The organism is Aeromicrobium stalagmiti (assembly GCF_013283745.1).
GTDB classification, from domain to species: domain Bacteria; phylum Actinomycetota; class Actinomycetes; order Propionibacteriales; family Nocardioidaceae; genus Aeromicrobium; species Aeromicrobium stalagmiti.
This window is the reverse complement of the sequence record NZ_JABSTZ010000001.1, coordinates 1,130,182-1,155,197: the sequence shown is the minus strand read 5'-3', so window position 1 is coordinate 1,155,197 and position 25,016 is coordinate 1,130,182. Positions and strand designations below refer to the sequence as shown.

The window sequence follows — 25,016 nt, the reverse complement described above, 5'->3', positions numbered from 1 at the left end:
GCGCCATGCAGACGATCACGCCCCCGCCGAGCGCAGCCGAGCACAGCGACACCGAGTCGAGTGCCACGGACGCATCGGACCGTCGCGTGCACAGCGACCTGCGGTTCGGCAGCGCGGTGCTGGCCGTCGTCATCGGCGGCAACCTGCTCTGGCACGCGTCGGACGCCGGCATCCTCACGGTCCTCGGGTCGCACTGACCTGCGCGTCACCCTGAGTCGCTTGTAGGCTCGCGGGTATGAGCACCCCGGAAGACCCGACGATCGGCCGGCTCGTCGCCGACGCCAGCCGCGACATCTCCGCCCTCGTCCAGGCCGAGATCCAGCTCGCGAAGAGCGAGCTCAGGTTCAGCGCCAAGGCCGGAGGCATCGGCGCGGCCATGATCGCCGTCGCCGGATTCCTCGGCCTGCTCATCGTGATCCTGCTGTCGATCGCCTTCGCCTACTTCCTGACGATGACCGGGCTCGACCCCGCCTGGGCGTTCCTGATCGTCGCCGGCGCCTATCTGCTCCTCGCGGTCGTGCTGATCCTCGTGGGCATCAAGGCCCTCAGGAAGATCCGGGTGCCTCAGAAGACCATCGCGACCGCCAAGGAGATCCCGGCGGCGCTCAAGGGCCGCACCAGTTAGCGAGAGCGGCCCGCGACCAGACGGCCGACGAGCCCGACGGCGACCGCTGCTGCGCCAGCCACGGCGACCCACACCAGCCATCCCGACAGCGAGTCGGACGCCCGGTCGACCAGCAGCTTCTGGAACGACTGCGCGAACTCGGTCGTGCCGCGCGTCTCGTCGATGATCCGTGGGGTCACGACCGACGTGGCGACCCGCACGACGCCCGCCACCACGAGCGCACCCACTCCGAGGCCGGCGATCGCGAGCGGGCGGCTGCGGGCGGACAGCAGGGACGTCACGCCGGCCACGATGACGACGAGCAGGCCCAGCAGGCCGAAGGTCCGCGCCATCGAGAGCCGGTCGACGGCTCGCCGGTCGTCGGCCGTGCCGATCTCGACGGTGAGGTCGCCCGGCACCTGGAGCGACACCGGCAGCGCGTCACCGAGCCGCTGCACCACGAAGTCGGCCAGGGGGCCCGCCTCGACCATCAACGGGCCGGAGTCGTCGCTGAACGCCGACTGGTGGAAGCTGCGCTGGGTCTGCTCCCACGCCTCGACGAAGCCCGGCTGGTTGCTGGTCTGCCGTCCGACCAGCGACAACGCCGAGGTCGCGGCCTTCTGCAGGCGCTTCGGCAGCGCGCCCCGCTGGACAAAGTCGTCGGCGAGGTAGGCCGCGAACGCCCCCTGCAGCTCGGTGTCGGTCGCCAGCTCGCTGCTGAACGCGACGTAGCCGTCCTCGTCGACGACGTGCGACGAGATCCACAGCAGCGGGACGGTCAGCACCCCCGCGACCACGGCGGCGAGCCACGCCACGACCGACGTGAACGACCGCATCAGGCACACTCCCCGGTCGAGACCGGGTCGGATGCCGCCGCACCCTTGCGAGCGTCGTCGGCGACCTGGTCGGCCGTCAGGGCGTAGCCCGTCGACTTGTCGGAGATCGAGGCCGCGAAGATCACGCCGAGCACGTCACCCTTCTCCGACACGAGCGGTCCACCCGAGTTGCCCGAGCGGACGAGTCCGCGCACCGAGAACGTCTGGCGCACGACCTGGCCACGATCGTAGATGTCGGGGCTCCGCAGCCGCATCTCACTGCGAATGCGTGCTGCCCGGGCGTCGAAGGGGCCGTTCTCGGGGAAGCCGAGGATCGCGGCGGGCTGCCCGTCCTCCCCGCCGGTGTCGAACTCGAGCGGCTCCAGCCCGAGCCCGTCGACGGCCAGGACGGCGACGTCGAGCTGGCGGTCGAACAGCACGACGCGCGCCGGCACCTGGCGGTCTCCGATCACGATCGACGGGGAGTCGACGCCGGCCACCACGTGGGCGTTGGTCATGACGCGGCCGTCGGCATAGGCGAAGCCGGAGCCCTCGATGCCGCGGTCGCACTTGGCCTGGCCGAGGATCTTGACGACGCTGTCACGCGCCGTCCTCACGCCGGGGCTGGCCAGGCTCTCGGCGTCGGGCGGGCCGACCTCGGTGATGTCCTCGCTCTCGAACGGGTCGATGTAGCGCGGGAAGAGGTTGGAGTCGAGCACCTCGTTGAACGACCGCAGCACGGACGTCGCCCGCGCCGGCATGACGTCGTCGACCTGCTCCAGGATCGAGGAGTCCCGCGACGCCGTCGAGAGGTAGGGGATCGACGTGCCGCTCACCGAGTAGCCGAGAGCCCACGCGGCCGCAAGGACGGCGACCACGCTGAGCGCGCTGCCGGCGACCGCGTCGACCCACCGCAGGGGCCGCCAGGTCATGCCGTTGCGCAGGTCGGTGCCGACGTAGGTGCCGACGGCCTGGCCGATCGCACCGGCGCCGATCACCAGGCCCAGGGCCAGCAGCGAGCTCGTCAGCGTCGGGGTGCCGCCCGACAGGAACCTCGGCACCACCGCGACCGCAAGCAGGCCGCCGATGAGCAGGCCGACCGTCGCGATCAGGTTGACGACGAAGCCCTGGAAGTAGCCCGAGATCGCATAGGCGACGAGGACCAGGACGATGATCAGGTCGAGGGAGTTCATCGTGACGGCAGCTCGGGCAGGGGGCGGGTCACGCTGTCGTCCCACGGCTGCTCCCAGCCGAGCGTCTCGAACAGGCGTGAGATGACTCCGGCCGTGAAGCCCCACAGCGGCATGCGCGTGCCGACCTCGAAGGCCGGCCCCATCCAGCCCGAGGTGTGGCGCACGCTGAAGCGGTTGGCCGGGTCGACGAGGCTGCGGATGGGCTGGTGGATGACGGTGACGACCTCCTGGTCGCTCACCGGGCCCAGCGGCCGCGGCTCGCGCCAGTAGCCGAGCACGGGGGTCACGGCGAAGTTGCTGGGCGGCAGCCAGAGCGTCGGGAGCGTGCCGAACACGTCGACCGTCGCGGGTTCGACGCCGACCTCCTCCTCGGCCTCGCGCAGGGCCGTCGCGGCGGCGTCGGCGTCGCCCGGGTCGGCCTTGCCGCCGGGGAACGCGATCTGGCCGGGGTGCGACCGCATCGTGCTCGCACGCTCGGTCAGCAGGAGCTCGGGACCGTCGGACCCGTCGGAGAACAGCATGAGGACGGCCGCCGGGCGCGCGTCGTCGGGCACGGTCGGGAACTGGGGCGAGAGCTGCGACGCCTCGACCGACGACGCCAGCTCGTCGAGCGGCCGGAGCCACTCCGGCAGGCGGTCGGCCGTCATGGCGTCACTCCCAGGTTCTGGTCGATCGCGGCCGTGAGGTCGGCGTACGAACGGAACTCCTTGCGCTCCGTGGCGACCATTCTTCCCTGCGCGTCCACGAACACCGTCTGCGGCAGGGCGACGACGCCCAGTGCGGCGGCGACCTCCTGGTCAGGATCGCTCAGCTGCGGATAGGTGACGCCGGTCGACCGGGCCAGCTCGATCGCGTCGTCGGGGGCGGAGTCCTTGAAGTCGATGCCGATGAATCTCACCCGTCCGCCGTACGCCTCGTCGGCTCGGGCCAGCAGCGGCATCTCGGTGCGGCACGGGGCGCACCAGCTGGCCCAGAGGTTGATGACGGTCGGGGTGCCGCCCAGCTCGGAGAGGTTCACGGGACGGCCGCCGCCGAGGCAGTCGAGCGTGATGTCCGGCAGGCCGGACGCCGCGTCGCCTGCGGCCGGGCAGTCCTCGATGCCCGCGGCCTGCTTGGCCGCGGCCAGGTCGCCGGCGGCAACGGTCGGGCGGGGGCCGCCACCGAAGGTCGGCTTGGTGCTCGCGGGCTCGGACGACGAGCACGCCGTGACCGCGAGGACCGCGGTCAGCGCGATCACCAGGCGCCGACTCATGCGGGCCCCTGCGTCGTCACGAGCCGGGCCGCCTCGACCGGGTCGGTGGGGCCGATGCCGTAGGACGGGCACCAGTGGGCCACGGGGCACGCGCCGCACGCCGGCTTCTTGGCGTGGCAGCGTCGGCGGCCGTGCCAGATGAGTCGGTGGCTGAGCATCGTCCAGTCCTTGCGCGGGAAGATCGCGGCGATCGCGTGCTCGGTCTTGACCGCGTCCTTGGCGATGTCGTCGGGCACCCACTCGAGCCGTCGCACCAGGCGCGCGAAGTGCGTGTCGACGGTCAGCCCGGGCACGTCGAACGCATTGCCCAGCACGACGTTCGCCGTCTTGCGGCCCACGCCGGGCAGCGTCACGAGGTCGGCGAGCCGGCCAGGAACCTCGCCGTCGTACCGCTCCACGAGGGCTGCCGAGAGCCCCAGCAGGCTGTCGGTCTTGGCCCGGAAGAAGCCGGTCGGGCGGATGATCTCCTCCAGCTCGACCCGTGAGGCAGCTGCCATCGCGTACGGGTCGGGGAAGGCCGCGAACAGCGCCGGCGTGATCGCGTTGACCCGGCGATCGGTCGTCTGCGCCGACAGCACGGTGGCGACGAGCAGCTCGAACGGCGAGCGGAAGTCGAGCTCGGACCCGGCCTCGGGATAGGTCTCGGCGAGCACGCGGTGGACCTTGCGGGCCCGTCGGACGAGTGCCGTCTCCGGTCGGGTCACGGTGGTCGGCACAGGCTCAAGCGTACGTGCCTCGGCGCGTATCTCGCCGTGAGCCGCCCTGATGTGGGAAACTGCGCAAGGGTGCACACACTGTGACCTCTGCGACACAACCGATAGGGAAGACCGTGACCGACGACGTTCTCCGGCAGGCACCGCTGTTCTCAGGCCTCGACGACGAGGTGGCAGGCGCGCTCGAGGCGTCCATGTCCTCGTCCTCGCTGCGCCGCGGCGAGATCCTCTTCAACGAGGGCGACGACGGCAACCAGCTCTATGTCGTCACCGAGGGCAAGGTCAAGCTGGGCCGCACCTCTCCCGACGGACGCGAGAACCTGCTCGCGATCCTCGGCCCCGGGCAGATGTTCGGCGAGCTGTCGTTCTTCGACCCCGGACCCCGCTCCGCGACGGCCACCGCCGTCACCGACGTCGAGCTCAAGTCACTGGGTCACGAGGCGCTGAGCCCCGTGCTCAACGCCCACCCCGACGTCGCCCACGCGCTGCTCAACCAGCTCGCCGGCCGGCTGCGTCGCACCAACGAGGTCGTCGGTGACCTCGTGTTCAGCGACGTCCCCGGTCGTGTCGCCAAGGCGCTGCTCGACCTGGCCTCGCGCTTCGGTCGTCGCGCCGACGACGGCATCCACGTCAACCACGACCTGACGCAGGAAGAGCTGGCCCAGCTGGTCGGCGCCTCCCGCGAGACGGTCAACAAGGCGCTCGCCGACTTCGCCTCGCGCGGCTGGCTGCGCCTCGAGCCCCGCAGCGTCGTGATCCTCGACCTCGAGCGTCTGCAGCGCCGCGCCCGCTAGCCGTACGGCTACGCCCGCAGGTAGTCCAGCTGAGCAGCGACGCTGAGCTCGGCGGCGCCCCAGAGCGACTCGTCGACGTCGCGATAGACGGCCTCGACGACCTCGCGTGCGCTCGTTGCGCCGGCCTCGACCGCCGCGCGCACCTGGTCGAGCCGCTCCGCGCGGTGCTCGAGGTAGAAGTCGACGACCGCACCCGGCTCGGTGATGACCGGGCCGTGACCGGGCAGGATCCGCGCGACGAGTCCTTCCTCGACCAGCTCACGGATGTGCGCGAGCGAGTCGAGGTAGGGGCCGAGGACGCCGTCGGGGTGGGCGATCACCGTCGTGCCCCGACCGAGGATCGTGTCGCCGCTGAGCAGCGATGCCTCGGCGCCGACCAGGAAGCAGGTCGAGTCGGTCGTGTGACCGGGCGTCGCGAGGACGTCGATCCGCAGGCCGTCGACCTCGATCGTCTCGCCGTCGACCAGCGGCTCGGCGCCGTGCGTGAACTCGGGGTCGACCGACCGGGTCGGTGCGCCGGTGAGCTCGACGATGCGCGCCAGCGCCTCGGTGTGGTCGAAGTGGCGGTGGGTGAACAGCACCAGCCCCACCTCGCCCGCGGCTGCGAGCACCGCCTGCAGGTGCGCGTCGTCGGCCGGTCCCGGGTCGACGACGACCGACCGGGTGGCGCCGGGCTCGCGCAGGATCCAGGTGTTGGTGCCGTCGAGCGTCATGATGCCCGGGTTGGCGGCGAGCACGGACGACGCGCGCTCGGTGGCGACGACGGGTGTGACGGTCATGAGGACTCCCCCAGGTAGGTCTCGAGGTAGGGCTCGCCGTCGACGAGCACCAGCTGCGGCAGGATCGTGGGGAACGCGCGGCCCGCGGCCGCGTCGAGCACGGTGCCGGCGGTGTGGGCCGACACGTCGCGGCACGCGGCGATCGTCGGCGGCATCATCGCGGCCTCGCCGGCTTCGACCGAGGCCAGCACCCGCGACAGCGGCGCCCACACGGCATGGTCAGCCTCGCGGCTCATGGTGCCGACCTGCTGGCCCGCGGGCAGCGCGGCCACGAAGAAGCGGGTGTCGTAGCGGCGCGGCTCGAAGTCGGGAGTGATCCAGTGGGCCCACGCACCGAGCAGGTCCGCACGGAGCACCAGCCCCTCGTCGACCAGGAAGTCGGCGAACGCCAGCTCGCCCTCCTCGAGGGCGTCACGGGCGGCCTGCATGTGGTCACCGCTGGTGTCGGCGACCACGCTCTCGCCATCGGCACCGGCCAGCAGGATGCCGGTCTCCTCGAACGTCTCGCGCACCGCGGCGACGACCAGCCCGCGGGCGAGGTCGGGGGCACACCGGAAACGGGCTCCCCACTCGTCGGCACCGGGTCCGAACCACGGCGTCTCGAGCTCGATGTCCGACGCCATCAGGCCGCCGCCGGGGAACACGTACATCCCCGCGGCGAACGCCATGCTGGTCTGCCGGCGCATCAGGTAGGCCTCGATGCCCTCGTCACCGTCGCGGACGACGACGATCGTCGCGGCGTCCCGCGGCTCGACGGGTGACTCCGGCGGGTGGGCCGCGGCCTCCCGCAGCCGGTCGGGCATCGGGATCCGCTCGGTCATGAGACCTCGACGACCAGCTCGACCTCCACCGGGGCGTCGAGGGGCAGCACCGGGACGCCCACGGCGCTGCGGGCGTGCTGACCGGCCTCGCCGAACGCCGCGCCGAACAGCTCGCTCGCGCCGTTGGCGACGCCGGGCTGGCCGGTGAAGTCGGGCGTGCTGGCGACGAAGACCGTCGCCTTGACGACCCGGACGACCGCGTCGAGGTCGACCTGCGACTTGACCGCCGCGATCGCGTTGAGCGCGCACTGGCGGGCGCAGTCGTAGGCGACGTCGGCGCTCACCTCACCGCCGACCTTGCCGGTCGCGAGCAGCTGTCCGTCGCTGAGCGGCAGCTGGCCCGACGTGTAGACGTACGATCCCGTGCGCACGGCCGGCACGTAGACCGCCACGGGCGCCGGCACCGGAGGAACCGTCAGACCGATCTCTGCGAGGCGTTCGTCGACGGCGCCCACGTCAGGCCACCGGCCGCTTGAAGTAGGCGACGAGGTTCTCCGGGTTCATGCCGGGCACGATCTGCACGAGCTCCCACCCGTCCTGCCCGAAGTTGTCGAGGATCTGCTTCGTGGCGTGCACGAGGACCGGTGCGGTGAGGTACTCCCATTTCGTCATGGCCCGACTGTATCGCTGAGCGACCCCGGGACGCGCTCGGCGATGCGGTCAGACCTTCGAGACGACGAGCTTCAACAGCTCGGTCGCCTGGCCCACGAGCACGTCGCCGGCGATGCCGGACGCCTGGGTCAGGTTGACCGAGATGAGCTGCCCACCGATCGACACGGCGCCCTGCAGCTGCGTGTTCTCGCCGTCGCCGAAGCGCCCTGTCGTGATGAAGGCCTCGTCGCCGACGCCGGGGACGTCGACGGTCTCCCCGTCGGTCAGCACGCTCCCCGTCCCGGCGCGGTACGACTCGAAGCCGCCTCCGAGCTCGGCGAGGGACTGGGCGTCGATCGCGACCGACGTCGCGCGCGGGTCTTCCTGGTCGTACTCGCACGCGTCGAACGGGCCGAGCTCGGACGTCACCGTGGCGCCCAGGACCTGACCCACCTCGTCGGCCGAGATCTCCTTGCACACGTCGAGCACCTCGACCTCACCGTCGCCGGAGTCCGTGGAGGAGGCGCTGCCGGCAGCGTCGTCGGACGGGGCCGGGTCGTCGCTGCCTCCGCAGGCGCCGAGCAGGGACATCAGGACGATCGAGACGACGGCAGCACGACGGCGCATGGGAGCTCCTCAGGGGCACAGGGGAGCTCCAGCGTAGGGACGGCAGCGGGTGCGCATAAGTAGGGAAACCACTGATCAGCGGGCATCTTGGCAGGTCCTCGGTAGGCTCGAGGGGTGGCACAGTCGACCGAGCTCCATGTCGTCACCGGCAAAGGTGGCACCGGCAAGACGACGGTCGCCGCTGCCCTCGCGATCTCCCTCGCCGGTGAGGGCAAGAAGGTCCTGCTGTGCGAGGTCGAGGGACGCCAGGGCATCGCCCAGCTGTTCGACGTCCCGCCCTTGCCCTACGAAGAGCGCCAGATCGCCGTCGGCCTCGGCGGCGGCGAGGTCTACGCCCTGGCGATCGACCCGGAGTCGGCCCTGCTGGAGTACCTCGCGATGTACTACCGCCTCGGCCGCGCCGGCAAGGCGCTCGACAAGTTCGGCATCATCGACTTCGCGACGACGATCGCGCCAGGTGTGCGCGACGTCCTGCTGACCGGCAAGGTCTACGAGGCCGCGCGCCGCCGTGACGGCAAGGGCTTCGCCTACGACGCCGTGATCATGGACGCCCCGCCGACCGGGCGCATCACCCGCTTCCTCAACGTCAACTCCGAGGTCGCCGGTCTGGCCAAGGTCGGACCGATCCGCCGCCAGGCCGACTCGATCATGGAGATGATGCGTTCGGCCGAGACCCACGTCCACCTCGTGACGGTGCTCGAGGAGATGCCGGTGCAGGAGACGATCGACGGCATCGCCGAGCTCACGTCCGAGCGGCTGCCCGTCGGACATGTCGTCCTCAACCTCGTCCGTCCCTCGCTGGTCTCGGCCGCGACGCGCGATGCCCTCGTCGGCGGCACGCTCAAGCCGGCGAAGGTCGCCGCGTCCCTCCGCGCAGCCGGCCTCGATCCGGCGGCGGCTCCCGCTCTGGTCGAGGGGGGCCTCGCCCACCTGGAGCGCCAGGTCCTGCAGGACGGTCAGCGCCAGATCCTCGAGGACTGCGGCACGCCGCTGGTCGAGCTCCCGCTCCTGGGCGACGCGATCGACCTCGGCGCCCTGTTCGAGCTCGCCGAGCAGCTGGGAGAGCTCGCATGACCGGCAAGGCCCGGACCACTCCGTCCTCGCGCAAGGCACGCACGGCGCCGCGCGGCGGTGCACGCACGAGCGTTGGCGGACGGCTCGACGTCGATGCCCTGCTCGACGACCCCACCACGCGGATCGTGGTCTGCTGCGGGTCCGGCGGCGTCGGCAAGACCACCACCGCTGCGGCCCTCGCGCTGCGTGCGGCCGAGAAGGGGCGCAAGGTCTGCGTCCTCACGATCGACCCCGCCCGCCGCCTCGCGCAGTCGATGGGCCTGACCGAGCTCGACAACACGCCACGCCCGGTCAAGGACGTCGACGTCGAGCGCGGCGGATCGCTCGACGCCATGATGCTCGACATGAAGCGCACCTTCGACGAGGTCGTCGAGCAGCACGCGACCCCGCAGAAGGCCCAGCAGATCCTCAACAACCCGTTCTACGTCGCCCTGTCGAGCTCGTTCGCCGGCACGCAGGAGTACATGGCGATGGAGAAGCTCGGCCAGCTGCACGCGACGTCGACGTGGGACCTCATCGTCGTCGACACCCCGCCGTCGCGGTCGGCGCTCGACTTCCTCGACGCCCCCGAGCGGCTCTCGTCACTGCTCGACGGCCGCTTCATCAAGCTGCTCCTCGCACCGGCCAAGGGCCCCGCCCGTCTGCTCTCCGCGGGGTTCGGCATCGTCACGAGCGCGCTCAACAAGGTCCTGGGCGCCCAGGTGCTGACCGACGTCCAGACGTTCGTCGCGGCATTCGACACCCTCTTCGGCGGCTTCCGGCAGCGCGCCGAGAGCACCTACGCCCTGCTGCAGGCCGACGGCACGGCGTTCGTCGTCGTCGCTGCCCCGGAGCCCGCCGCGATGCGCGAGGCGTCCTACTTCGTCGAGCGGCTCGGCGGCGAGCACATGCCCCTGGCCGGCCTGGTCGTCAACCGGGTCCACGAGAACGGCGCCGACGGCATCGGCACGGCCGAGGCCGAGTCGGCGGCGCACAAGCTCTCGAGCGGCAGCACGGCCGACCAGATGACGTCCGAGCTGCTGCTGATCCACGCCGACCGCATGCGGGTCGACGCCCGGGAGTCACGCCTCAAGAGGCGCTTCGGCGCGGCGCACCCCGCGGTGCCGACGGTGTCGGTCGCAGCGCTCGCCGGCGACGTCCACGACCTCGACGGGCTGCGTCAGGTCGGAGACCTGCTGGCCGGCGTTCCCGCCAGCGGGCCGAAGGGCTAGACCGCGACCTGGAGGATGCTGCGCCACGCGGTGACGTTCGGGCGGCGACGCAACAGAGCACGACGCTCACGCTCGGTCATGCCGCCCCAGACGCCCCACTCGATGCGGTTGTCCAGCGCTTCGGCCAGGCACTCGGCCCGGACGTGGCACGTCCCGCAGACCTGCTTCGCGCGGTTTTGCTCCGCGCCCTTCACGAAAAGGGCATCGGACTTGCCGCGGCAAGCGGCTTCAGCCGCCCAGTTGTCATTCCACATTGTCAAAACCTCCCCGAGACCGGCCACGTTGACCGAAGTTGGTTAGGACAAACGTAGGAACTAAGTCCCGTCGGCGGCAGGACCGATGCTGACCATTTTCACTAGCCCCAAAGAACTAGACACCATGTCGCCTTCTGGGCCGGTTGGAGTGCGTCACGTACGCTGTCCTGCATGGCCTCGGACGACTTTCGCACCTTCTTGCGCCGCGCTGCCCAGTCCGAGAGCAAGCCCCGTGGACGGTCCGGGCGGATCGGCACCATGGCCGGGCTCTCGGCCTTCGCCGGCCTGCTGATCGCCCTCATGCTGATCCCCGCGACCGCTATGGTCGCCGTCACGTTCAACGACGTCACCAACGACGTCGTCGACATGCCGCTGGCGCTCGAGGACCAGCCCAACGCCCAGACCACGCGCCTGCTGGCCTCCAACGGCGACCTGATCGCCTACTTCTACAAGGAGAACCGGCAGGACGTCCCGCTCGACGAGATCGCGCCGGTCATGCAGGACGCGCTCATCTCGATCGAGGACAACCGCTTCTACGAGCATGGCGCGCTCGATCTCAAGGGCACCGTCCGCGCCCTGTTCAACAACGCCTCGGACGGTCAGACCCAGGGCGGCTCGTCGATCACGCAGCAGCTGGTCAAGCTGACGCTGGTCTCGCAGGCCACGACCAAGGAGCAGGTCAAGGCCGCCACGGAGAAGTCGACGGCCCGCAAGATCCGTGAGCTCAAGCTCGCGATCGACTACGAGGCGACGCACACCAAGAAGGAGATCCTCGAGCGCTACCTCAACATCGCCTACTTCGGCGACGGCGCCTACGGCATCAGCGCGGCCTCGTTCCACTACTTCTCGCGCAGCCCCGACCAGCTCAACGTCCGCCAGGCCGCGACCCTCGCGGGCCTGGTCAAGAACCCGGTCGAGTTCGACCCCAACGTCTACCCCGAGAAGGCCCTGCAGCGCCGCAACACGGTGCTCGCCGTCATGGCCCGCCTCGGCAAGATCACGCCCGCGGAGGCCGAGAAGTTCCAGGCCGCTCCGCTCGCGCTCAAGATCACCAAGTTCCCCAACGGCTGCGTGAGCTCCAGCGCCGAGTTCTCCTGCGACTACGTGCGCCGTTGGCTGCTGCGCCAGCCGGCCCTCGGCACCACGACCCAGGAGCGCCAGACCCGGCTCGAGCGCGGCGGCCTGACGATCAAGTCCAATATCGACCTGCGAGCGCAGGCCGCGACCGACGCCGCCGTCGAGTCGACCGTCAAGGCCACCGACACCGAGGCCATCGCGGCCCTCGCGTCGGTCGAGCCCGGCACCGGCAAGGTCCGCGCCCTCTCGCAGTCGCGTCCCATGGGTCGCAACAAGAAGAAGGGCGAGTCCTTCATCAACTTCGTCGTGCCACGTCGCTACGGCGACTCCGGCGGCTTCCCCGCCGGCTCGACGTTCAAGCTGTTCACCGTCGCCGCTGCGCTCAAGAACGGCGTCGACGTCGGCCAGACGTTCAACTCGCCCAAGTCGATGACGATGCCCGCCGGCAGCTACTTCGACTGCGAGGGTGGCGGCACCGCACCCTGGAAGGTCAGCAACTCGACCACGTCGGGCTCCAAGAACATGTACACCGGAACCCGTGAGTCGGTGAACACCTACTTCTCGCAGCTGGAGAAGAAGGCCGGACTCTGCAACGTCGTCCGGGCCGCGGAGTCGATGGGCATCACCGTGCCGTTCCCCAACAAGACGTCGAGCCTCAACAACCAGGTCCCCGCCTTCACCCTCGGCGTGACCAACGTCAGCCCGCTCGACATGTCGGCCGCCTACGCGACGTTCGCCTCGGGCGGCATGTACTGCAAGCCGCGTCCGGTCGCCGAGATCCTCGACGCCCAGGGCAACAGCGTCAAGAAGTACGGCCCCGACTGCGAGCAGGCGCTGACCAAGGACCAGGCCGCGCAGATCAACGACATCCTGCGCGGCGTGCAGGAGCCGGGTGGCTTCGGCTTCCAGAACGGCACCGGCCTGCAGATCCCGTCGGCCGCCAAGACTGGAACCGCCCAGGACAACCAGTCCGTCTGGTACGTCGGCTACACCCCCGAGCTGTCCACGGCCTCGATGATCGCCGGCGTCAAGAAGAACGGCAGCCCGCGCTCGTTGGCCGGGGTCCAGATCAACGGCGCCTTCCTCGACTTCAACGCCGTCGGCGGCTCCTCGCTGGCCGGCCCGATGTGGGCCAAGGCGATGCAGAAGATCCAGGACTACCTGACACCGGTCAACTTCGACACGCCGCCCCAGCGCCAGCCCGTCGCCAAGAGGGCACCCAAGAAGGCCAGCAACGACGACAACAACGACGGCGGAGGCGGCAACAACGGTGGCGGCAACGGCGGAGGTCGCGACCGCGGATGATCCCGCTGAGCAGCCTGCGGCCATGACGTCGGGCGGGGCGACGGTCGTCATGGACGACTTCCCCGGGGGGTCGGACAAGGACGCGCTGCCCACCGACATCCGCCGGTTCGGCGACTGGGTCGGGTTCACCGTGTCCGGCGGGAGCTACCCCTCTCCGCAGCTCCTGGTCGACCCCCGACGGCTCGCTGGCCCTGCTCGCCGATGTCACGGCCGAGGGCGCGCTGATGCGGGTCGTGCGTCTGCCGCGGGCCTGAGCCGGGTCAGGCGCCCAGCTGGCGCTTGACCTCGGCGGCCACGGCGCCGCCGTCGGCCTTGCCCTTGACCTGCGGCGAGACGATCCCCATGACCTTGCCCATCGCCTTCATGCCCTCGCCGGCTGCGCCGGCGGACTCCACGGCGGCCGAGACGACCGCGGCGATCTCGTCGGCCGACAGCTGGGCGGGGAGGTACTCGGCCAGGATCGCGGCCTCGGCCGTCTCCTTCTCGGCGAGCTCCGGTCGGTTGCCGTCGGCGAAGGCCTGAGCCGCCTCGCGGCGCTTCTTGGCCTCGGCCCCGAGCACCGTCAGCACGTCGTCGTCGGTGAGCTCCTTGACCTCCTTGCCCGACACCTCGGCGTTGGTGATCGCCGTGAGCACCATGCGGAGCGTCGACGTGCGCAGCGCGTCGCGGGCCTTCATCGAGGTCGTGAGGTCGGAGTGGAGCTGGTCCTTGAGAGCTGACATGCCCCCAGTGTCCCACCCGGAGGGTGACATGCTGGGGGCATGCGCCCCCTCCTGTGGTCCGTCGCCGCTGCTGCGACCGGGCTGGCGTACGCCGTCGCGGAGACCAGGGCGTTCACGCTGCGCGAGGTGACCGTCCCGGTGCTCGCGGCAGGATCCGACCCCCTGCGCGTCCTGCACCTGTCCGACACCCACATGACGCCGGGGCAGCACCGCAAGCAGCAGTGGCTCCGCGGCCTGGCCGAGCTCGAGCCCGATCTCGTCGTCAACACCGGCGACAACCTCGCCCACCTCGACGCCGTGCCGTCGGTGCTGCACGCGTACGGCGACCTGCTCGACCTGCCCGGGGTCTTCGTCTTCGGGTCCAACGACTACTTCTCACCCGTCCTGAAGAACCCGGTCGGCTACCTGACGGGCGGCACCGGCGTCAGCAGCGCCGGCGAGTGGCACCGCGAGAAGGACCTGCCGTTCGAGGAGCTCCGTGCCGCCTTCAGCGTGCGGGGGTGGACCGACCTCGGCAACCGTCACGACGAGCTGGAGGTCGCCGGGCGGCGACTGTCGTTCGTGGGCGTCGACGACCCGCACCTGAACTACGACGTGCTGGACGACGAGCCCGCCGACGCCGACGCCGACCTCGCGATCGGCGTCGCCCATGCGCCCTACCTGCGGGTCCTCGACCGCTGGAACGCCCAGGGCTACCCGCTGATCATGGCCGGGCACACCCATGGCGGGCAGCTGCGCATCCCGTTCTACGGTGCCCTGGTCACCAACTGCGACCTCGATCGTGCCCGCGCCCGCGGCCTTCATCGGCACCAGGTCGACGCCCACGACCCGTCCTGGCTGCACGTCTCGGCGGGCCTCGGGACGTCCCCGTTCACCCCGGTTCGGGTGGCATGCCGCCCCGAGGCAACACTGCTCACCCTCACTGGGATAGACTCGTCCGGTTCCCACTTCTGAGGGAGCGTCGGGCTGTGGCGCAGCTTGGTAGCGCGCGTCGTTCGGGACGACGAGGCCGCAGGTTCAAATCCTGTCAGCCCGACCATGACGAGGCCGGTCCACCGCACGGTGGGCCGGTTTCGTCGCATCAACCGCAGATCAACGGTAAAATCATCGTGACGTGGAGGTGGGTGACCTCGTTGTCCTCCACAAGGCACGGTTCGATGATCCTCGGACCGCGACACAGGGAGACATCATGAACGCACTGCGCACGACAGCCGCCGCCTGGCTGGCCGGAGGAATCCTCCTGGCCGCGAGCGGTGCTGCCCACGCCTACCCCGACGGTGCGCTCAGCATCGACGTCGACGGCAGCGTGTGCTCCAACGCCTCCGTCCCGGTCACGGTCGACGCCGCCGGCCAGGACGCCGACTTCGCGGTGTCGTTCAACGGCCAGACCAAGACCGGCTCGGACGGCTCGACGTTCAGCACCACGGTCACGGCACCCAAGGTCACGTCGACCAAGTCGGTCACGCTCAGCGCGACGGCCACCTACTCCGACGGCACCTCGAACCAGACGCTCAGCGCCAGCGCCGTCGTCAAGGTCCGCGACTGCGCCGACGACGACTTGGCAGCCGATGACGACGACAACGGCGCACTGCCCAACACCGGCGGCGCCAACATCTGGTGGCTCGTGCTCGGTGCCGGACTGGTCGTGGCCGGCGGCGGCGCCGTCGCCACACGCCGCGCCAACGCCTGACGTCTTCGGGTCGCGGACCGCACTGTGACCTGCCACACCATGTGACAAACTGAGCACATGGTCGACGAGCAGGAGCCCGCCAAGCGGGTTGTCAAACGAGTGGTCAAGAAGACCGTCGTTCGTCCTGCCGCGCCCTCGGAGCCACCGCCCCAGGTCCGCTACGGCCGTCCGGTCGCCACCGCGACCAAGCCGCAGGCCAAGGCCCAGTCGAAGCCCCAGAAGGTCGGCGCTCGTGCGCCGGCTCCCGGCGCACCGAGCAGCAGGAGCGGGTCCCGGCCCCAGCGGCCTCGGCGCGACCTGGCCATCGGCGCCAAGGTCGGTGCCGCCGGCGAGCGGGTCCGCGATGCCTGGTGGGCGGTCGCCGACCGCACCGGTGATGCCGCTCGCACCTCGGGGCACGCTGTCGCCGAGCGCGGCCGCGCCGTCGCCGCGTGGCGTCTGCCCCACATCAACCTCTACCTCGCGTCCGTCATCACCGGCGCCGTCGTCGGTCTGGTCGCCGTGGTCCTCGGGGCCGTCGCGCTGCGCATCTTCGAGGCCGTCCGTGGTGTGTCCTCGGGCGGAGGGTTCTGGGGCGGCCTCGCGTTCGTCGTCGTGGCGATCGTCAGCGTCTATCTCGGTCAGGCCCTGCTGCGGGGCTTCGGGTCCGCCGCCGCGCGCCTGACGAGCTTCCTCGCCGTCGTGCTCACGATCGTGGCGATGCTGGGGCTCTTCCTCGACATCGTCGACCGGCAGCCCGCCACGGCCCTGCTCATCGTGCCCGTCCTCGGGGCGGCAGCCTGCACGCTGGCCCACTGGCTCATCGACCTTGCCGAGAACACCCCCGCCGTCGTCGAGTGAGCGACGTCCTCTGGGAGCCGGCCCTCGACGGCTCGACCCGCCTCGAGCGGTTCATCGGCGCCCTGCGGGAGCACGGCCGACCGTCGTTCGACGACTACGAGAGCCTCTGGAGCTGGTCGGTCGACGAGCCCGACGCCTTCTGGTCCGAGGTGTGGCGGGTCTTCGACATCCCGGCCGACGGCGATCCTGCACCCGCGCTCGCCGATGCGTCGATGCCGGGAGCCGTGTGGTTCCCGCACGTGCGGCTCAACTACGCCGAGGTCATGCTGCGCCTCCCGGACCGTGCTGACGACGATGTCGTCGTCATCGCGCGGTCGCAGAGCCGTGACGACGTCACGCTGACGGTGTCACAGCTGCGCGAGCAGGTGGCGCGCGCCCGGGCCGGGCTCGTCCGCGCCGGGGTGGCCGAGGGTGATCGGGTCGCGGCCTACTCCCCCAACATCCCCGAGACGCTGGTGCTGCTGCTCGCGACGGCCAGCCTCGGTGCGGTCTTCTCGTCCTGCGCCCCTGAGTTCGGCACCCAGAGCGTGATCGACCGGTGGCAGCAGATCGAGCCCACCGTCGTGCTCGCGGTCGACGGCTACAGGTACGGCGACAAGCCGATCGATCGCCGCGCCGAGGTCGAGCAGATCCACGCCGCCCTGCCGAGCGTCCGCACGCTGGTCTGGCTGCCCTACCTCGATGCCAGCGCCCCAGCCCCCGACGGCGCCGTCACGTGGGCCGACCTGACGTCGCAGAGCGCGCCCCTGGCGTTCGCGCGCGTCCCCTTCAGCGCCCCGCTCTACGTGCTGTTCTCGTCGGGCACCACCGGCCTGCCCAAGCCGATCGTGCACGGCCACGGCGGCATCACCGTCGAGCACGTCAAGTCACTCGCGCTGCACCACGACCTCGGCCCGGACGACCGGTTCTTCTGGTTCTCCACGACGGGCTGGATGATGTGGAACCTGCTGGTCTCCGGCCTCGCCGTCGGCTCCAGCATCGTCATGTTCGACGGCAACCCCGCCTTCCCCGACCTCGGCGCGACGTGGCGCATGGCCGAGGAGCTGGAGATCACCTACTTCGGCACCAGTGCACCGTTCCTGCTGCAGTGCCGCAAGGACGGCCTCGTGCCGCGTGAGGTCGCCGACCTGTCCCGCCTGCGCGGCATCGGGTCGACCGGCGCTCCGCTGCCCGCTGAGGGCTTCCGCTGGGTCTACGACGCGGTGAGCCCCACGGCCCAGCTCGGCTCGATCTCCGGCGGCACCGACGTGTGCTCCGGCTTCGTGGGATCGTCTCCGATCGTGCCCGTCCACGCCGGTGAGATCTCCTGCCGGATGCTGGGCTGCGCCGTCGACGCGTACGACGAGCAGGGACGGTCCGTCGTGGGCTCGCTCGGCGAGCTCGTCATCACCGGACCCATGCCGTCGATGCCGGTCGGCTTCTGGGGCGACGCCGACGGCTCCCGCTACCGCGCGGCCTACTTCGAGGACATCCCCGGCGTCTGGCGCCACGGCGACTGGATCACGATCACCGAGCGCGGCACCTGCACCATCACCGGACGCAGCGACGCCACCCTCAACCGCGGCGGCGTGCGGCTCGGGACGTCGGAGTTCTACTCCGTCGTCGAGGCGCTGCCCGAGGTCACCGACAGCCTCGTCGTGCATCTCGAGGACGCCGAGGGCGGTGCCGGCACGTTGCTGCTGTTCGTGGTGCTGGCCGACGAGCGCGAGCTCGACGACGACCTGACCCGCAGCATCGCCTCGGCGCTCCGCAGCAGCCTGTCGCCGCGCCACGTCCCCGACGCCGTCCACCAGGTGCCGCTGCTCCCCCGGACGCTGTCGGGCAAGAAGCTCGAGGTCCCGGTCAAGAAGATCCTGCAGGGCGTCCCGGTCGAGCAGGCTGCGGCCAGGGGCGCACTGGCCGACCCATCAGCCCTCGACGTGTTCGTCGGGCTCCGGAGCTAGACGAGCAGCTCGGCGATCTGGATCGTGTTGAGCGCGGCACCCTTGCGCAGGTTGTCGCCGCTGACGAACAGCACCAGCCCTCGGTGGCCCTCGACGCTCTGGTCCTGGCGGATGCGACCGACCAGGCTCGGATCGTTGCCGGCGGCCTGCAGCGGCGTCGGCACGTCGACGAGCTGGACGCCCGGCGCGCCGCCGAGGATCTCGGTGGCCCGCTCGACCGTGATGTCGCGAGCGAACTCGGCATTGATCGACAGCGAGTGACCCGTGAAGACCGGCACGCGCACACAGGTGCCCGAGACCCGCAGGTCGGGCAGGTGCAGGATCTTGCGGCTCTCGTTGCGGAGCTTCTGCTCCTCGTCGGTCTCGAACGAGCCGTCGTCGACGATCGAGCCGGCCATCGGCAGGACGTTGAAGGCGATCGGCGCGACGTAGACGCCCGGGGCCGGGTAGTCGACGGCCGAGCCGTCGTAGGCGAGCTCGTCGGCCTTCTCGACCACGGCCAGCGCCTGGCCGTGCAGCTCCTGGACGCCGGCGATGCCGGAGCCCGAGACCGCCTGGTAGCTGCTGACGACGAGGCGGACGAGGCCGGCCTCGTCGTGCAGCGGCTTGAGCACGGGCATCGCAGCCATCGTCGTGCAGTTGGGGTTGGCGATGATGTTGCGGCCACCGTTGGCGGCCAGCGCCTTGGCGACGTCCTCGGGGTTGACCTCGCTGACGATCAGCGGGATCTCGGGATCCTTGCGGAACGCCGAGGAGTTGTCGACGACGACGGCGCCGGCCGCGGCGAAGCGGGGCACCTGGGCGCGCGACGTCGTGGCACCGGCCGAGAACAGGGCGATGTCGATGCCCGAGATGTCGGCCGTCTCGGCGTCCTCGACGACGATCTGCTCGCCCTGGAACGGCAGCGTCTTGCCGGCGGAACGGGCGGAGGCGAAGAAGCGCACCCGGTCGGCCGGGAAGTTGCGCTCCTCCAGGATGCTGCGCATGGCGACGCCCACCTGTCCGGTGGCGCCGACGACGGCGAGGGTCGTCATGAGAGGTTCCCCTCAGGACGGGGTCCCCGCGGCGTTGTGCGCGGAGGAGCGGAGCGGAGGAGTGCAGAACGGCGTGGGGTGTCTTGTCCGGTGGCGCCGACGACGGCGAGAGTGGTGCTCATCGGCCGGTACCTCCGTAGACCACGGCCTCGACTTCGTCGGTGCCGAGATCGAACGCGGCGTGAGCGGCGTTGACGGCGGCATCGACCTGCGACTCGGTGACGACGACCGAGATGCGGATCTCCGAGGTCGAGATCATCTCGATGTTGACCCCGGCGTCGGCGAGCGCGCGGAAGAACTTGGCCGTGATGCCCGGTGACGAGCGCATGCCGGCACCGACGATCGACACCTTGCCGACGCTGTCGTCATACTGCAGGCGCTCGTAGCCGACCTCGTCCTTGAGCCGCGCGAGCGCGGTCATGGCGGTCTGGCCGTCGGCGCGCGGCAGGGTGAACGAGATGTCGGTCAGGGCCGTCGCCGCGGCAGAGACGTTCTGCACGACCATGTCGATGTTGATCTGGGCATCGGCGAGCGCCTGCAGGATGGCGGCGGCGAAGCCCACCTTGTCGGGCACGCCGACCACGGTGATCTTGGACTCGCTGCGATCGTGCGCGACGCCGGAGATGATGGCCTGTTCCATGGGACTTCCTTCTTGAGCGCTGCCCGCTTGGACGACGTCCTCGGTCTTGACGACCCAGGTGCCGGTCTTGTCGGAGAACGACGACCGGACGTGGATCGGCATGTCGTTGCGGCGGGCGTACTCGACGCACCGCAGGTGGAGGATCTTGGCGCCGTTGGCGGCCATCTCGAGCATCTCCTCGTAGGAGATCCGCGGGATCTGGCGGGCGTTGGGCACGATGCGCGGATCGGCGGTGAAGATGCCGTCGACGTCGGTGTAGATCTCGCAGACGTCGGCGCCGAGAGCGGCGGCCAGCGCGACCGCCGTGGTGTCGGAGCCACCACGACCCAGGGTCGTGATGTCCTTGGTCGTCTGCGAGACGCCCTGGAAGCCGGCGACGATCGCCACGGCCCCCTCGGCGAGCGCGGCCTCGATGCGGCCGGGAGTGACGTCGATGATCTTGGCGCGGCCGTGCTCGGAGTCGGTGATGACGCCGGCCTGCGAGCCGGTGAACGAGCGCGCCTCCTGGCCGAGGTTGCCGATCGCCATCGCCAGGACCGCCATGCTGATGCGCTCACCGGCGGTCAGCAGCATGTCGAGCTCTCGACCCGGCGGCAGCGGCGAGACCTGGTTGGCGAGATCGATCAGCTCGTCGGTGGTGTCGCCCATGGCCGAGACCACGACGACGACGTCGTGACCGGCCTTCTTGGTCGCGACGATGCGCTGGGCGACCCTCTTGATGCTGGTTGCGTCGGCAACCGAGGAGCCGCCGTACTTCTGGACGACAATGCCCACGGTTCTGTCCTACCTGGTGGTGACGTACGGACGCGCGACGCTGCGCACCGAGGAGTCTACCCGGTCGTCCCGGGGCGACCGACCCCGATTCCGGCCGTGAGACCGGCGATCACGACGGGCCCGCCCGACCCGGAGGTCGAGCGGGCCCGCGACAGCGGAGTGGTCAGCCCCTGACGAGCGAGAGCCCGTAGGCGCTGAGGATCTCGTTGACCGGCTGGAAGTACGTCGTACCACCGGTGGTGCAGTTGCCGGAGCCGCCCGACGTGACGCCCTGAGCCTGGTTGCCGGAGAGGGCGGAGCCTCCCGAGTCGCCACCCTCCGCGCACGCGTTGGTGCGGATCAGGCCCGTCACCGAGCCCTCGGCGTAGTTGACCGTCGAGTTGCGGGCTCCGATCGTGCCGCACCGCCATCCGGTCGTGGAGCCGGACCGGCAGATCGACGAACCGACCGGTGCCTCGGACGAGCCGCTCACCGCCACGGTGCCGCCAGCGTAGTTGTTGACCGCACCCACCAAGGTGTCGCTGGTCCGCACGTACGAGTAGTCGTTGCCGGGGAAGCTCGAGCCCGCGAACGTGCCCGTCGGCGAGGTCGTGGTCGACCCCGGCGAGCCGCAGTGGCCGGCGGAGATGAACCCGCCGTTGACCGAGAAGCCGACCGAGCAGCGGTAGGTGTTGTCGATGTAGTACGCGTTGCCGCCCACGACGTCGAGCGCTCGCGGCGCCTCCGACGACGTCTTCACGGTCACCGCGCTGGCCGGGACGCCGGCCTTCTTGACGAACGACTTCGCCTCGTCGACGCCGGAGGCCCGGGACTGCACGACGATCGAGTTGCTCTTCACGTCGACGAACCAGCCGGGCACCGTGTCAGGAGCCTGGGCCTTCGCGGCGTTGAGCCGGGACTGGTAGGTGCTGAGCTGCTTCTCGCTGCGCTTGGCCTGCTGGGCCTTCGCCCCCGCCGACCTGATCGTGGAGGCCTCCGCCGCGCTGGTCGAGGCGACCACGAGCGAGCCGCTCGTCGCATCGAACCACGCGCCGGCGTACGACGATCCGAGCTCGGAGCGGAGCTCCTTCTGCGTCTTCGATGCCTTCTTCTCGGCGGCGAGGCGGTCGTTCACCTCAGCGGCCGAGAGGCCGAGGTCGCGCTGCATCGCGGACTTCATCGTGGCGGAGCGAGACTCGTCCGACGAGCCCGGCTGCCCCACTGCGGCCTGCCCGAGGGCCGTCACCACCCCCACTGCAAGCACTGAGATTCCCATGGACACCCGCATCGTGTGCGTCATCGTGATTCTCCTTCGTCGTCGCGACGGCCGGGGGTGTCCCGGCCTCGGATTCGGAGCCTGGCTGCGGCCCCCGAGCCCCCCCGTGGGGTTGTCAGCAACGTAGTGCGGCTCAGGCCGCGCAGGGACATACCAGTTGGGTCATACCCTCGGTGTGACCGACGGCAGAGGCTGCAGCCCGAAGCCCGGATTTCCCTGCAACCACGACGAGTAGACCCGGCTGCGACCGATCAGCTCGGCGTACGACCGGGTGGTCAGGCGCACCATCTCGTCGGCGAACCCGGCGACCGTGGAGTCCGGGCGCCACCCGATCAGGTGGCGCCAGCGCAACGGGGTGTCGACGATCGGGACGGTCACCAGACCTGGCAGCTCGCGGGTCGCCTGGCACAGCGCGACCGCATGGCCCGACTCGACCAGGTCGATGCAGCTGACGGCGTCGGCCTGGTAGATCGTGCGAGGCGTGAACCCCGCACGCGCGCACGCCGCGGCGAAGCAGCTCGGGAAGCAGCCGTCGATGGGCATCGCCGCCCAGTCCTCGTCGGCCAGCTGGGCGAGGTCGATCTCCGGCTTGTCGGCGAGCGGGTGCGTCCGGGGCAGCAGGACGAACACCGGGTCGGACGTCACCTCGTGCCACGTGAGCCCGTGCTGCGAGGGCGGCGGAGCGTCGGCACACACCCCGACGACCGCGAAGTCGATGCGCCCCTCGACGACCATCTCGGCGAGCTCCTCCGACGACCACGACGCATGCGTGGTCACGACCGTCTCGGCGTGCTCGGCCGCCAGCGCCTGGATCAGCTGACCGAGGACGGCGCCCGTCGACGCGCCGAGGTTGAGGTGGGCCGGGGTGCCGTCGTCCCGCCCCTCGTTCTGGTGCAGGCGGGCGGCCTCCTCGCGAAGGCCCGACATCGCCGGCAGCATGACCCGGGCCCGGGCCAGCACCAGGTCGCCCAGCGGCGTCGCCCGGACGCCCCGGTGGTCGCGCTCGAACAGCGGCCCGCCGAGCGACTTCTCGATGCGGTTGAGCTGGGCCGTCAGGGCCGGCTGCGCCAGGCCGAGGCTCGCCGCCGCCTTGGTGACGCTGCCCTCGTCAGCCAGGGCACAGACCACCTTGAGGTGTCGCAGCTCCAGCTCCACGGTTTCAACGTACCCCGATGACGCCGAGCGGCAGAATCAGCCCGCGACGTCGGACGGCCCCGCACCTGATCAGGTGCGGGGCCGTCCGAGCGATGGGCCTACTGACCCGTGATCTTCTGGGTGCAGGACGTCGACGCATCGGTGAACAGCGTCGCGTCGTCGGGGTTGATGCCCTCCGGCTTGGAGTCGGCGATGGCCTGCAGCGTGTCGGCGGACGCGTCGTCGTACAGCTCGTCGACGAAGCAGGTGACCACCTTGTCGACGATGTCGTCGGGCAGGCTGTCGCCCATGCTGCCGGTGACGAGCTTGGTGTATCCGTCGACGACGTCGTCCTTGCTGGGCTTGCCGTCGGTGCCCTCGTCGCTCTCGGCCTCTGCGTCGGTGGTCGGGGCGGCCGACGACGTCGCCTCCGAGGTGGCCTCGGCGTCGTCACTGCCGGCGTCGCTGCCGCCGCAGGCAGCGAGCATGCCCATCGAGAGCGTGAGCATGAGCGCGGTGCCCATCATGCGTGAACGGATCGTCATCGTGTCCCCCTGGTGAGACGTACGACCTCTCCCGGTCGTACAGGCTGTCTCGAACGCTATCAGAGGGATTCGCGGCGTGTCAGCCGATCGTCGTGCGTCCCTCGAACGCTCGCCCGAGCGTGAGCTCGTCGGCGTACTCCAGGTCGCCGCCGACCGGCAGCCCACTGGCGAGCTTGCTGACCCGCAGCCCGTACGTCGAGAGCATGCGGATCAGGTAGGTCGCCGTCGCCTCGCCCTCGAGGTTGGGATCGGTGGCGATGATGACCTCGGTGACGGCGTTGTCCTGCAGCCGGCCCAGCAGCTCCTTGATGCGCAGCTGGTCGGGGCCGATGCCCGCGATCGGCGAGATCGCTCCGCCCAGCACGTGGTAACGGCCCCGGAACTCACGGGTGCGCTCGATCGCGACGACGTCCTTGGACTCCTCGACGACGCACAGCACGCTGGGGTCGCGGCGCGGGTCGGCACAGATGCGGCACTCGGTGTCGACCGTGACGTTGCCGCAGATCGAGCAGAAGTGGACCTTGGACTTCACCTCGACGAGGGTCGCGGCGAAGCGCCGGACGTCCTCGGGATCGGCGTCGAGCAGGTGGAACGCGATGCGTTGCGCACTCTTGGGACCGATGCCGGGCAGCTGCCCGAGCTCGTCGATCAGGTCTTGGACCACGCCGTCATACATAAGTGTTCAGGGTATGCGGTCAGGCCTGACGGGGAGCGCTCGACTCGCCCTCGAACGCCGGCTCACCGGCGAGGATGCGGACGACCTGCTCGACCCGTGCATCCTCCTGGCGGGCGTCGACGTGGACCGAGGCGGTGAGGGCCTCACCGTCGAGCATGTAGACGATGCCGATCACGAGCGTGTCGAGCTCGTCGGGCGGCATCGAGGCCGCGATCGGCAGGGCTCGCCCCATCTCGATGATCTCGCGGTGGTAGCGGTCGGCGAGCGGCGCGAGCCGGGCCTGCAGCTCGGCGTCGGTGCGGGCCGCGACCAGCAGCTCGTACCAGGCGGCGTTGATCGGGGCCCGCGTCGCGCGACGCAGCAGCCGCACGGTCGCGGCGACGTCGAACTGCGTCAGCGCGCCAAGACCTTCGCGGAAGTCGTCGAACTGACGGGCCCGCACGGCGTCGGCCGCCGCGAAGATGACGTCGAGGCGCGACTCGAAGTGGCGGAAGAGGCCGCCCTGGGACACCCCGGCCCGGCGGGCGATCTCGGCAGTCGTGGTGCGGGCGTAGCCCACCTCGCCGAGGGCCGCGACAGCCGCGTCGACGATCGCGGCGATCGTCCCCTCGCGCCGCTCGGCCTGCGTGCGTCGAGGGGTCGCGGTCACGCCC

Annotated in this window: 29 protein-coding genes and 1 tRNA gene; 11 read left to right on the top strand and 19 right to left on the bottom strand. The window is 70.6% G+C overall.

Annotated elements, in window-relative coordinates; genetic code table 11:
- Positions 1-5 precede the first annotated feature (5 nt).
- Together HQK15_RS05660 and HQK15_RS05655 are read left to right on the top strand one after the other, a co-directional pair.
- Complete coding sequence (locus tag HQK15_RS05660; RefSeq protein WP_173490411.1) at positions 6-197, top strand: hypothetical protein; 192 nt, start codon at positions 6-8, stop codon at positions 195-197.
- Positions 198-235: 38 nt separating this feature from the next.
- On the top strand, positions 236-625 hold the full coding sequence (locus HQK15_RS05655) for a phage holin family protein (protein ID WP_173490410.1): 390 nt from the start codon (positions 236-238) through the stop codon (positions 623-625).
- Here HQK15_RS05655 and HQK15_RS05650 read toward each other — a convergent pair.
- Genes HQK15_RS05650 through nth form a run of 5 tightly spaced genes read right to left on the bottom strand, consistent with a single transcriptional unit; the run spans position 622 to position 4,580 of the window.
- Positions 622-1,440 (bottom strand): hypothetical protein, encoded by an 819-nt coding sequence (locus tag HQK15_RS05650; protein ID WP_173490409.1) that lies wholly within the window; start codon positions 1,438-1,440, stop codon positions 622-624. The genes HQK15_RS05655 and HQK15_RS05650 overlap by 4 nt on opposite strands.
- Positions 1,440-2,612 (bottom strand): MarP family serine protease, encoded by a 1,173-nt coding sequence (locus tag HQK15_RS05645; protein ID WP_173490408.1) that lies wholly within the window; start codon positions 2,610-2,612, stop codon positions 1,440-1,442. Before HQK15_RS05645 ends, HQK15_RS05650 begins: the two co-directional genes overlap by 1 nt.
- Positions 2,609-3,259: an NUDIX hydrolase gene (locus tag HQK15_RS05640; protein ID WP_173490407.1), complete on the bottom strand. Its 651-nt coding sequence runs from the start codon at positions 3,257-3,259 to the stop codon at positions 2,609-2,611. Before HQK15_RS05640 ends, HQK15_RS05645 begins: the two co-directional genes overlap by 4 nt.
- Positions 3,256-3,864, bottom strand: a complete 609-nt coding sequence (locus HQK15_RS05635) for a TlpA family protein disulfide reductase (RefSeq protein ID WP_173490406.1) — start codon at positions 3,862-3,864, stop codon at positions 3,256-3,258. Before HQK15_RS05635 ends, HQK15_RS05640 begins: the two co-directional genes overlap by 4 nt.
- Positions 3,861-4,580 (bottom strand): endonuclease III, encoded by a 720-nt coding sequence (gene nth / locus HQK15_RS05630; RefSeq protein WP_367649068.1) that lies wholly within the window; start codon positions 4,578-4,580, stop codon positions 3,861-3,863. The genes HQK15_RS05635 and nth overlap by 4 nt, the downstream gene beginning before the upstream one ends.
- Positions 4,581-4,693: 113 nt before the next feature.
- Here nth and HQK15_RS05625 point away from each other — a divergent pair, with 113 nt between their 5' ends.
- Positions 4,694-5,371 carry a Crp/Fnr family transcriptional regulator gene (locus HQK15_RS05625; protein ID WP_173490404.1) on the top strand — a complete coding sequence of 226 codons (678 nt, stop codon included), beginning with the start codon at positions 4,694-4,696 and terminating at the stop codon, positions 5,369-5,371.
- 8 nt (positions 5,372-5,379) lie between these two features.
- Here HQK15_RS05625 and HQK15_RS05620 read toward each other — a convergent pair whose 3' ends face one another.
- Genes HQK15_RS05620 through HQK15_RS05600 form a run of 5 tightly spaced genes read right to left on the bottom strand, consistent with a single transcriptional unit; the run spans position 5,380 to position 8,189 of the window.
- Positions 5,380-6,150 (bottom strand): MBL fold metallo-hydrolase, encoded by a 771-nt coding sequence (locus HQK15_RS05620; RefSeq protein WP_173490403.1) that lies wholly within the window; start codon positions 6,148-6,150, stop codon positions 5,380-5,382.
- Positions 6,147-6,971, bottom strand: a complete 825-nt coding sequence (locus HQK15_RS05615; RefSeq protein ID WP_173490402.1) for an NUDIX hydrolase — start codon at positions 6,969-6,971, stop codon at positions 6,147-6,149. The genes HQK15_RS05620 and HQK15_RS05615 overlap by 4 nt, the downstream gene beginning before the upstream one ends.
- Positions 6,968-7,426 (bottom strand): RidA family protein, encoded by a 459-nt coding sequence (locus HQK15_RS05610; RefSeq protein WP_173490401.1) that lies wholly within the window; start codon positions 7,424-7,426, stop codon positions 6,968-6,970. The genes HQK15_RS05615 and HQK15_RS05610 overlap by 4 nt, the downstream gene beginning before the upstream one ends.
- 1 nt (position 7,427) lies before the next feature.
- Complete coding sequence (gene sp36 / locus HQK15_RS05605) at positions 7,428-7,583, bottom strand: Sp36 family protein (protein ID WP_118397113.1); 156 nt, start codon at positions 7,581-7,583, stop codon at positions 7,428-7,430.
- 48 nt (positions 7,584-7,631) lie between these two features.
- Positions 7,632-8,189, bottom strand: coding sequence for a hypothetical protein (locus tag HQK15_RS05600; protein WP_173490400.1), 558 nt, complete (start codon positions 8,187-8,189; stop codon positions 7,632-7,634).
- 114 nt (positions 8,190-8,303) lie between these two features.
- Between HQK15_RS05600 and bagA the strand changes: the two genes are divergently transcribed.
- Both bagA and bagB read left to right on the top strand, forming a co-directional pair.
- Positions 8,304-9,263, top strand: coding sequence for an ATPase BagA (gene bagA, locus HQK15_RS05595; RefSeq protein WP_173490399.1), 960 nt, complete (start codon positions 8,304-8,306; stop codon positions 9,261-9,263).
- Positions 9,260-10,474, top strand: a complete 1,215-nt coding sequence (bagB, locus tag HQK15_RS05590; RefSeq protein WP_173490398.1) for an ArsA family ATPase — start codon at positions 9,260-9,262, stop codon at positions 10,472-10,474. The genes bagA and bagB overlap by 4 nt, the downstream gene beginning before the upstream one ends.
- Here the strand turns inward: bagB and HQK15_RS05585 are convergent.
- A complete protein-coding gene (locus HQK15_RS05585) occupies positions 10,471-10,728 on the bottom strand; it encodes a WhiB family transcriptional regulator (protein WP_173490397.1) in 258 nt (85 codons plus the stop codon). The two genes, bagB and HQK15_RS05585, sit on opposite strands and share 4 nt — an antisense overlap.
- Positions 10,729-10,899: 171 nt before the next feature.
- Between HQK15_RS05585 and HQK15_RS05580 the strand changes: the two genes are divergently transcribed.
- Entirely contained in the window at positions 10,900-13,110 is a 2,211-nt protein-coding gene (locus HQK15_RS05580) for a transglycosylase domain-containing protein (RefSeq protein WP_173490396.1), read from the top strand.
- 260 nt (positions 13,111-13,370) lie between these two features.
- Here the strand turns inward: HQK15_RS05580 and HQK15_RS05575 are convergent, their stop codons facing one another.
- Positions 13,371-13,832, bottom strand: coding sequence for a GatB/YqeY domain-containing protein (locus HQK15_RS05575; RefSeq protein WP_173490395.1), 462 nt, complete (start codon positions 13,830-13,832; stop codon positions 13,371-13,373).
- 39 nt (positions 13,833-13,871) lie between these two features.
- On the opposite strand from HQK15_RS05575, the gene HQK15_RS05570 reads away from it, so the two are divergent.
- From HQK15_RS05570 to HQK15_RS05550, 5 genes are all read left to right on the top strand, one after another.
- Positions 13,872-14,786 (top strand): metallophosphoesterase, encoded by a 915-nt coding sequence (locus tag HQK15_RS05570; RefSeq protein ID WP_173490394.1) that lies wholly within the window; start codon positions 13,872-13,874, stop codon positions 14,784-14,786.
- 8 nt (positions 14,787-14,794) lie between these two features.
- A tRNA-Pro gene (locus HQK15_RS05565) sits at positions 14,795-14,871 on the top strand.
- A gap of 150 nt (positions 14,872-15,021) precedes the next feature.
- Positions 15,022-15,522 carry an LPXTG cell wall anchor domain-containing protein gene (locus tag HQK15_RS05560; protein WP_173490393.1) on the top strand — a complete coding sequence of 167 codons (501 nt, stop codon included), beginning with the start codon at positions 15,022-15,024 and terminating at the stop codon, positions 15,520-15,522.
- Positions 15,523-15,579: 57 nt separating this feature from the next.
- Entirely contained in the window at positions 15,580-16,362 is a 783-nt protein-coding gene (locus tag HQK15_RS05555; RefSeq protein WP_173490392.1) for a hypothetical protein, read from the top strand.
- Entirely contained in the window at positions 16,359-18,305 is a 1,947-nt protein-coding gene (locus tag HQK15_RS05550) for an acetoacetate--CoA ligase (RefSeq protein WP_173490391.1), read from the top strand. The genes HQK15_RS05555 and HQK15_RS05550 overlap by 4 nt, the downstream gene beginning before the upstream one ends.
- On the opposite strand, the gene HQK15_RS05545 is transcribed toward HQK15_RS05550, so the two are convergent.
- The 7 genes from HQK15_RS05545 to HQK15_RS05515 form a co-directional block, all read right to left on the bottom strand.
- The gene (locus HQK15_RS05545) at positions 18,302-19,339 is read right to left on the bottom strand and encodes an aspartate-semialdehyde dehydrogenase (protein ID WP_173490390.1); all 1,038 of its coding nucleotides are present in this window, start codon (positions 19,337-19,339) and stop codon (positions 18,302-18,304) included. The two genes, HQK15_RS05550 and HQK15_RS05545, sit on opposite strands and share 4 nt — an antisense overlap.
- 118 nt (positions 19,340-19,457) lie before the next feature.
- On the bottom strand, positions 19,458-20,753 hold the full coding sequence (locus tag HQK15_RS05540; protein ID WP_173490389.1) for an aspartate kinase: 1,296 nt from the start codon (positions 20,751-20,753) through the stop codon (positions 19,458-19,460).
- A 163-nt stretch (positions 20,754-20,916) separates the two neighbouring features.
- Positions 20,917-22,008 (bottom strand): S1 family peptidase, encoded by a 1,092-nt coding sequence (locus HQK15_RS05535; RefSeq protein ID WP_173490388.1) that lies wholly within the window; start codon positions 22,006-22,008, stop codon positions 20,917-20,919.
- A gap of 162 nt (positions 22,009-22,170) precedes the next feature.
- Complete coding sequence (locus tag HQK15_RS05530) at positions 22,171-23,163, bottom strand: LysR family transcriptional regulator (RefSeq protein ID WP_173490387.1); 993 nt, start codon at positions 23,161-23,163, stop codon at positions 22,171-22,173.
- Between the two features lie 98 nt (positions 23,164-23,261).
- Positions 23,262-23,687, bottom strand: coding sequence for a hypothetical protein (locus tag HQK15_RS05525; protein WP_173490386.1), 426 nt, complete (start codon positions 23,685-23,687; stop codon positions 23,262-23,264).
- A gap of 79 nt (positions 23,688-23,766) precedes the next feature.
- Entirely contained in the window at positions 23,767-24,363 is a 597-nt protein-coding gene (gene recR, locus HQK15_RS05520) for a recombination mediator RecR (RefSeq protein WP_173490385.1), read from the bottom strand.
- A 19-nt stretch (positions 24,364-24,382) separates the two neighbouring features.
- Positions 24,383-25,012: a TetR/AcrR family transcriptional regulator gene (locus HQK15_RS05515; RefSeq protein WP_173490384.1), complete on the bottom strand. Its 630-nt coding sequence runs from the start codon at positions 25,010-25,012 to the stop codon at positions 24,383-24,385.
- Positions 25,013-25,016: the final 4 nt, after the last annotated feature.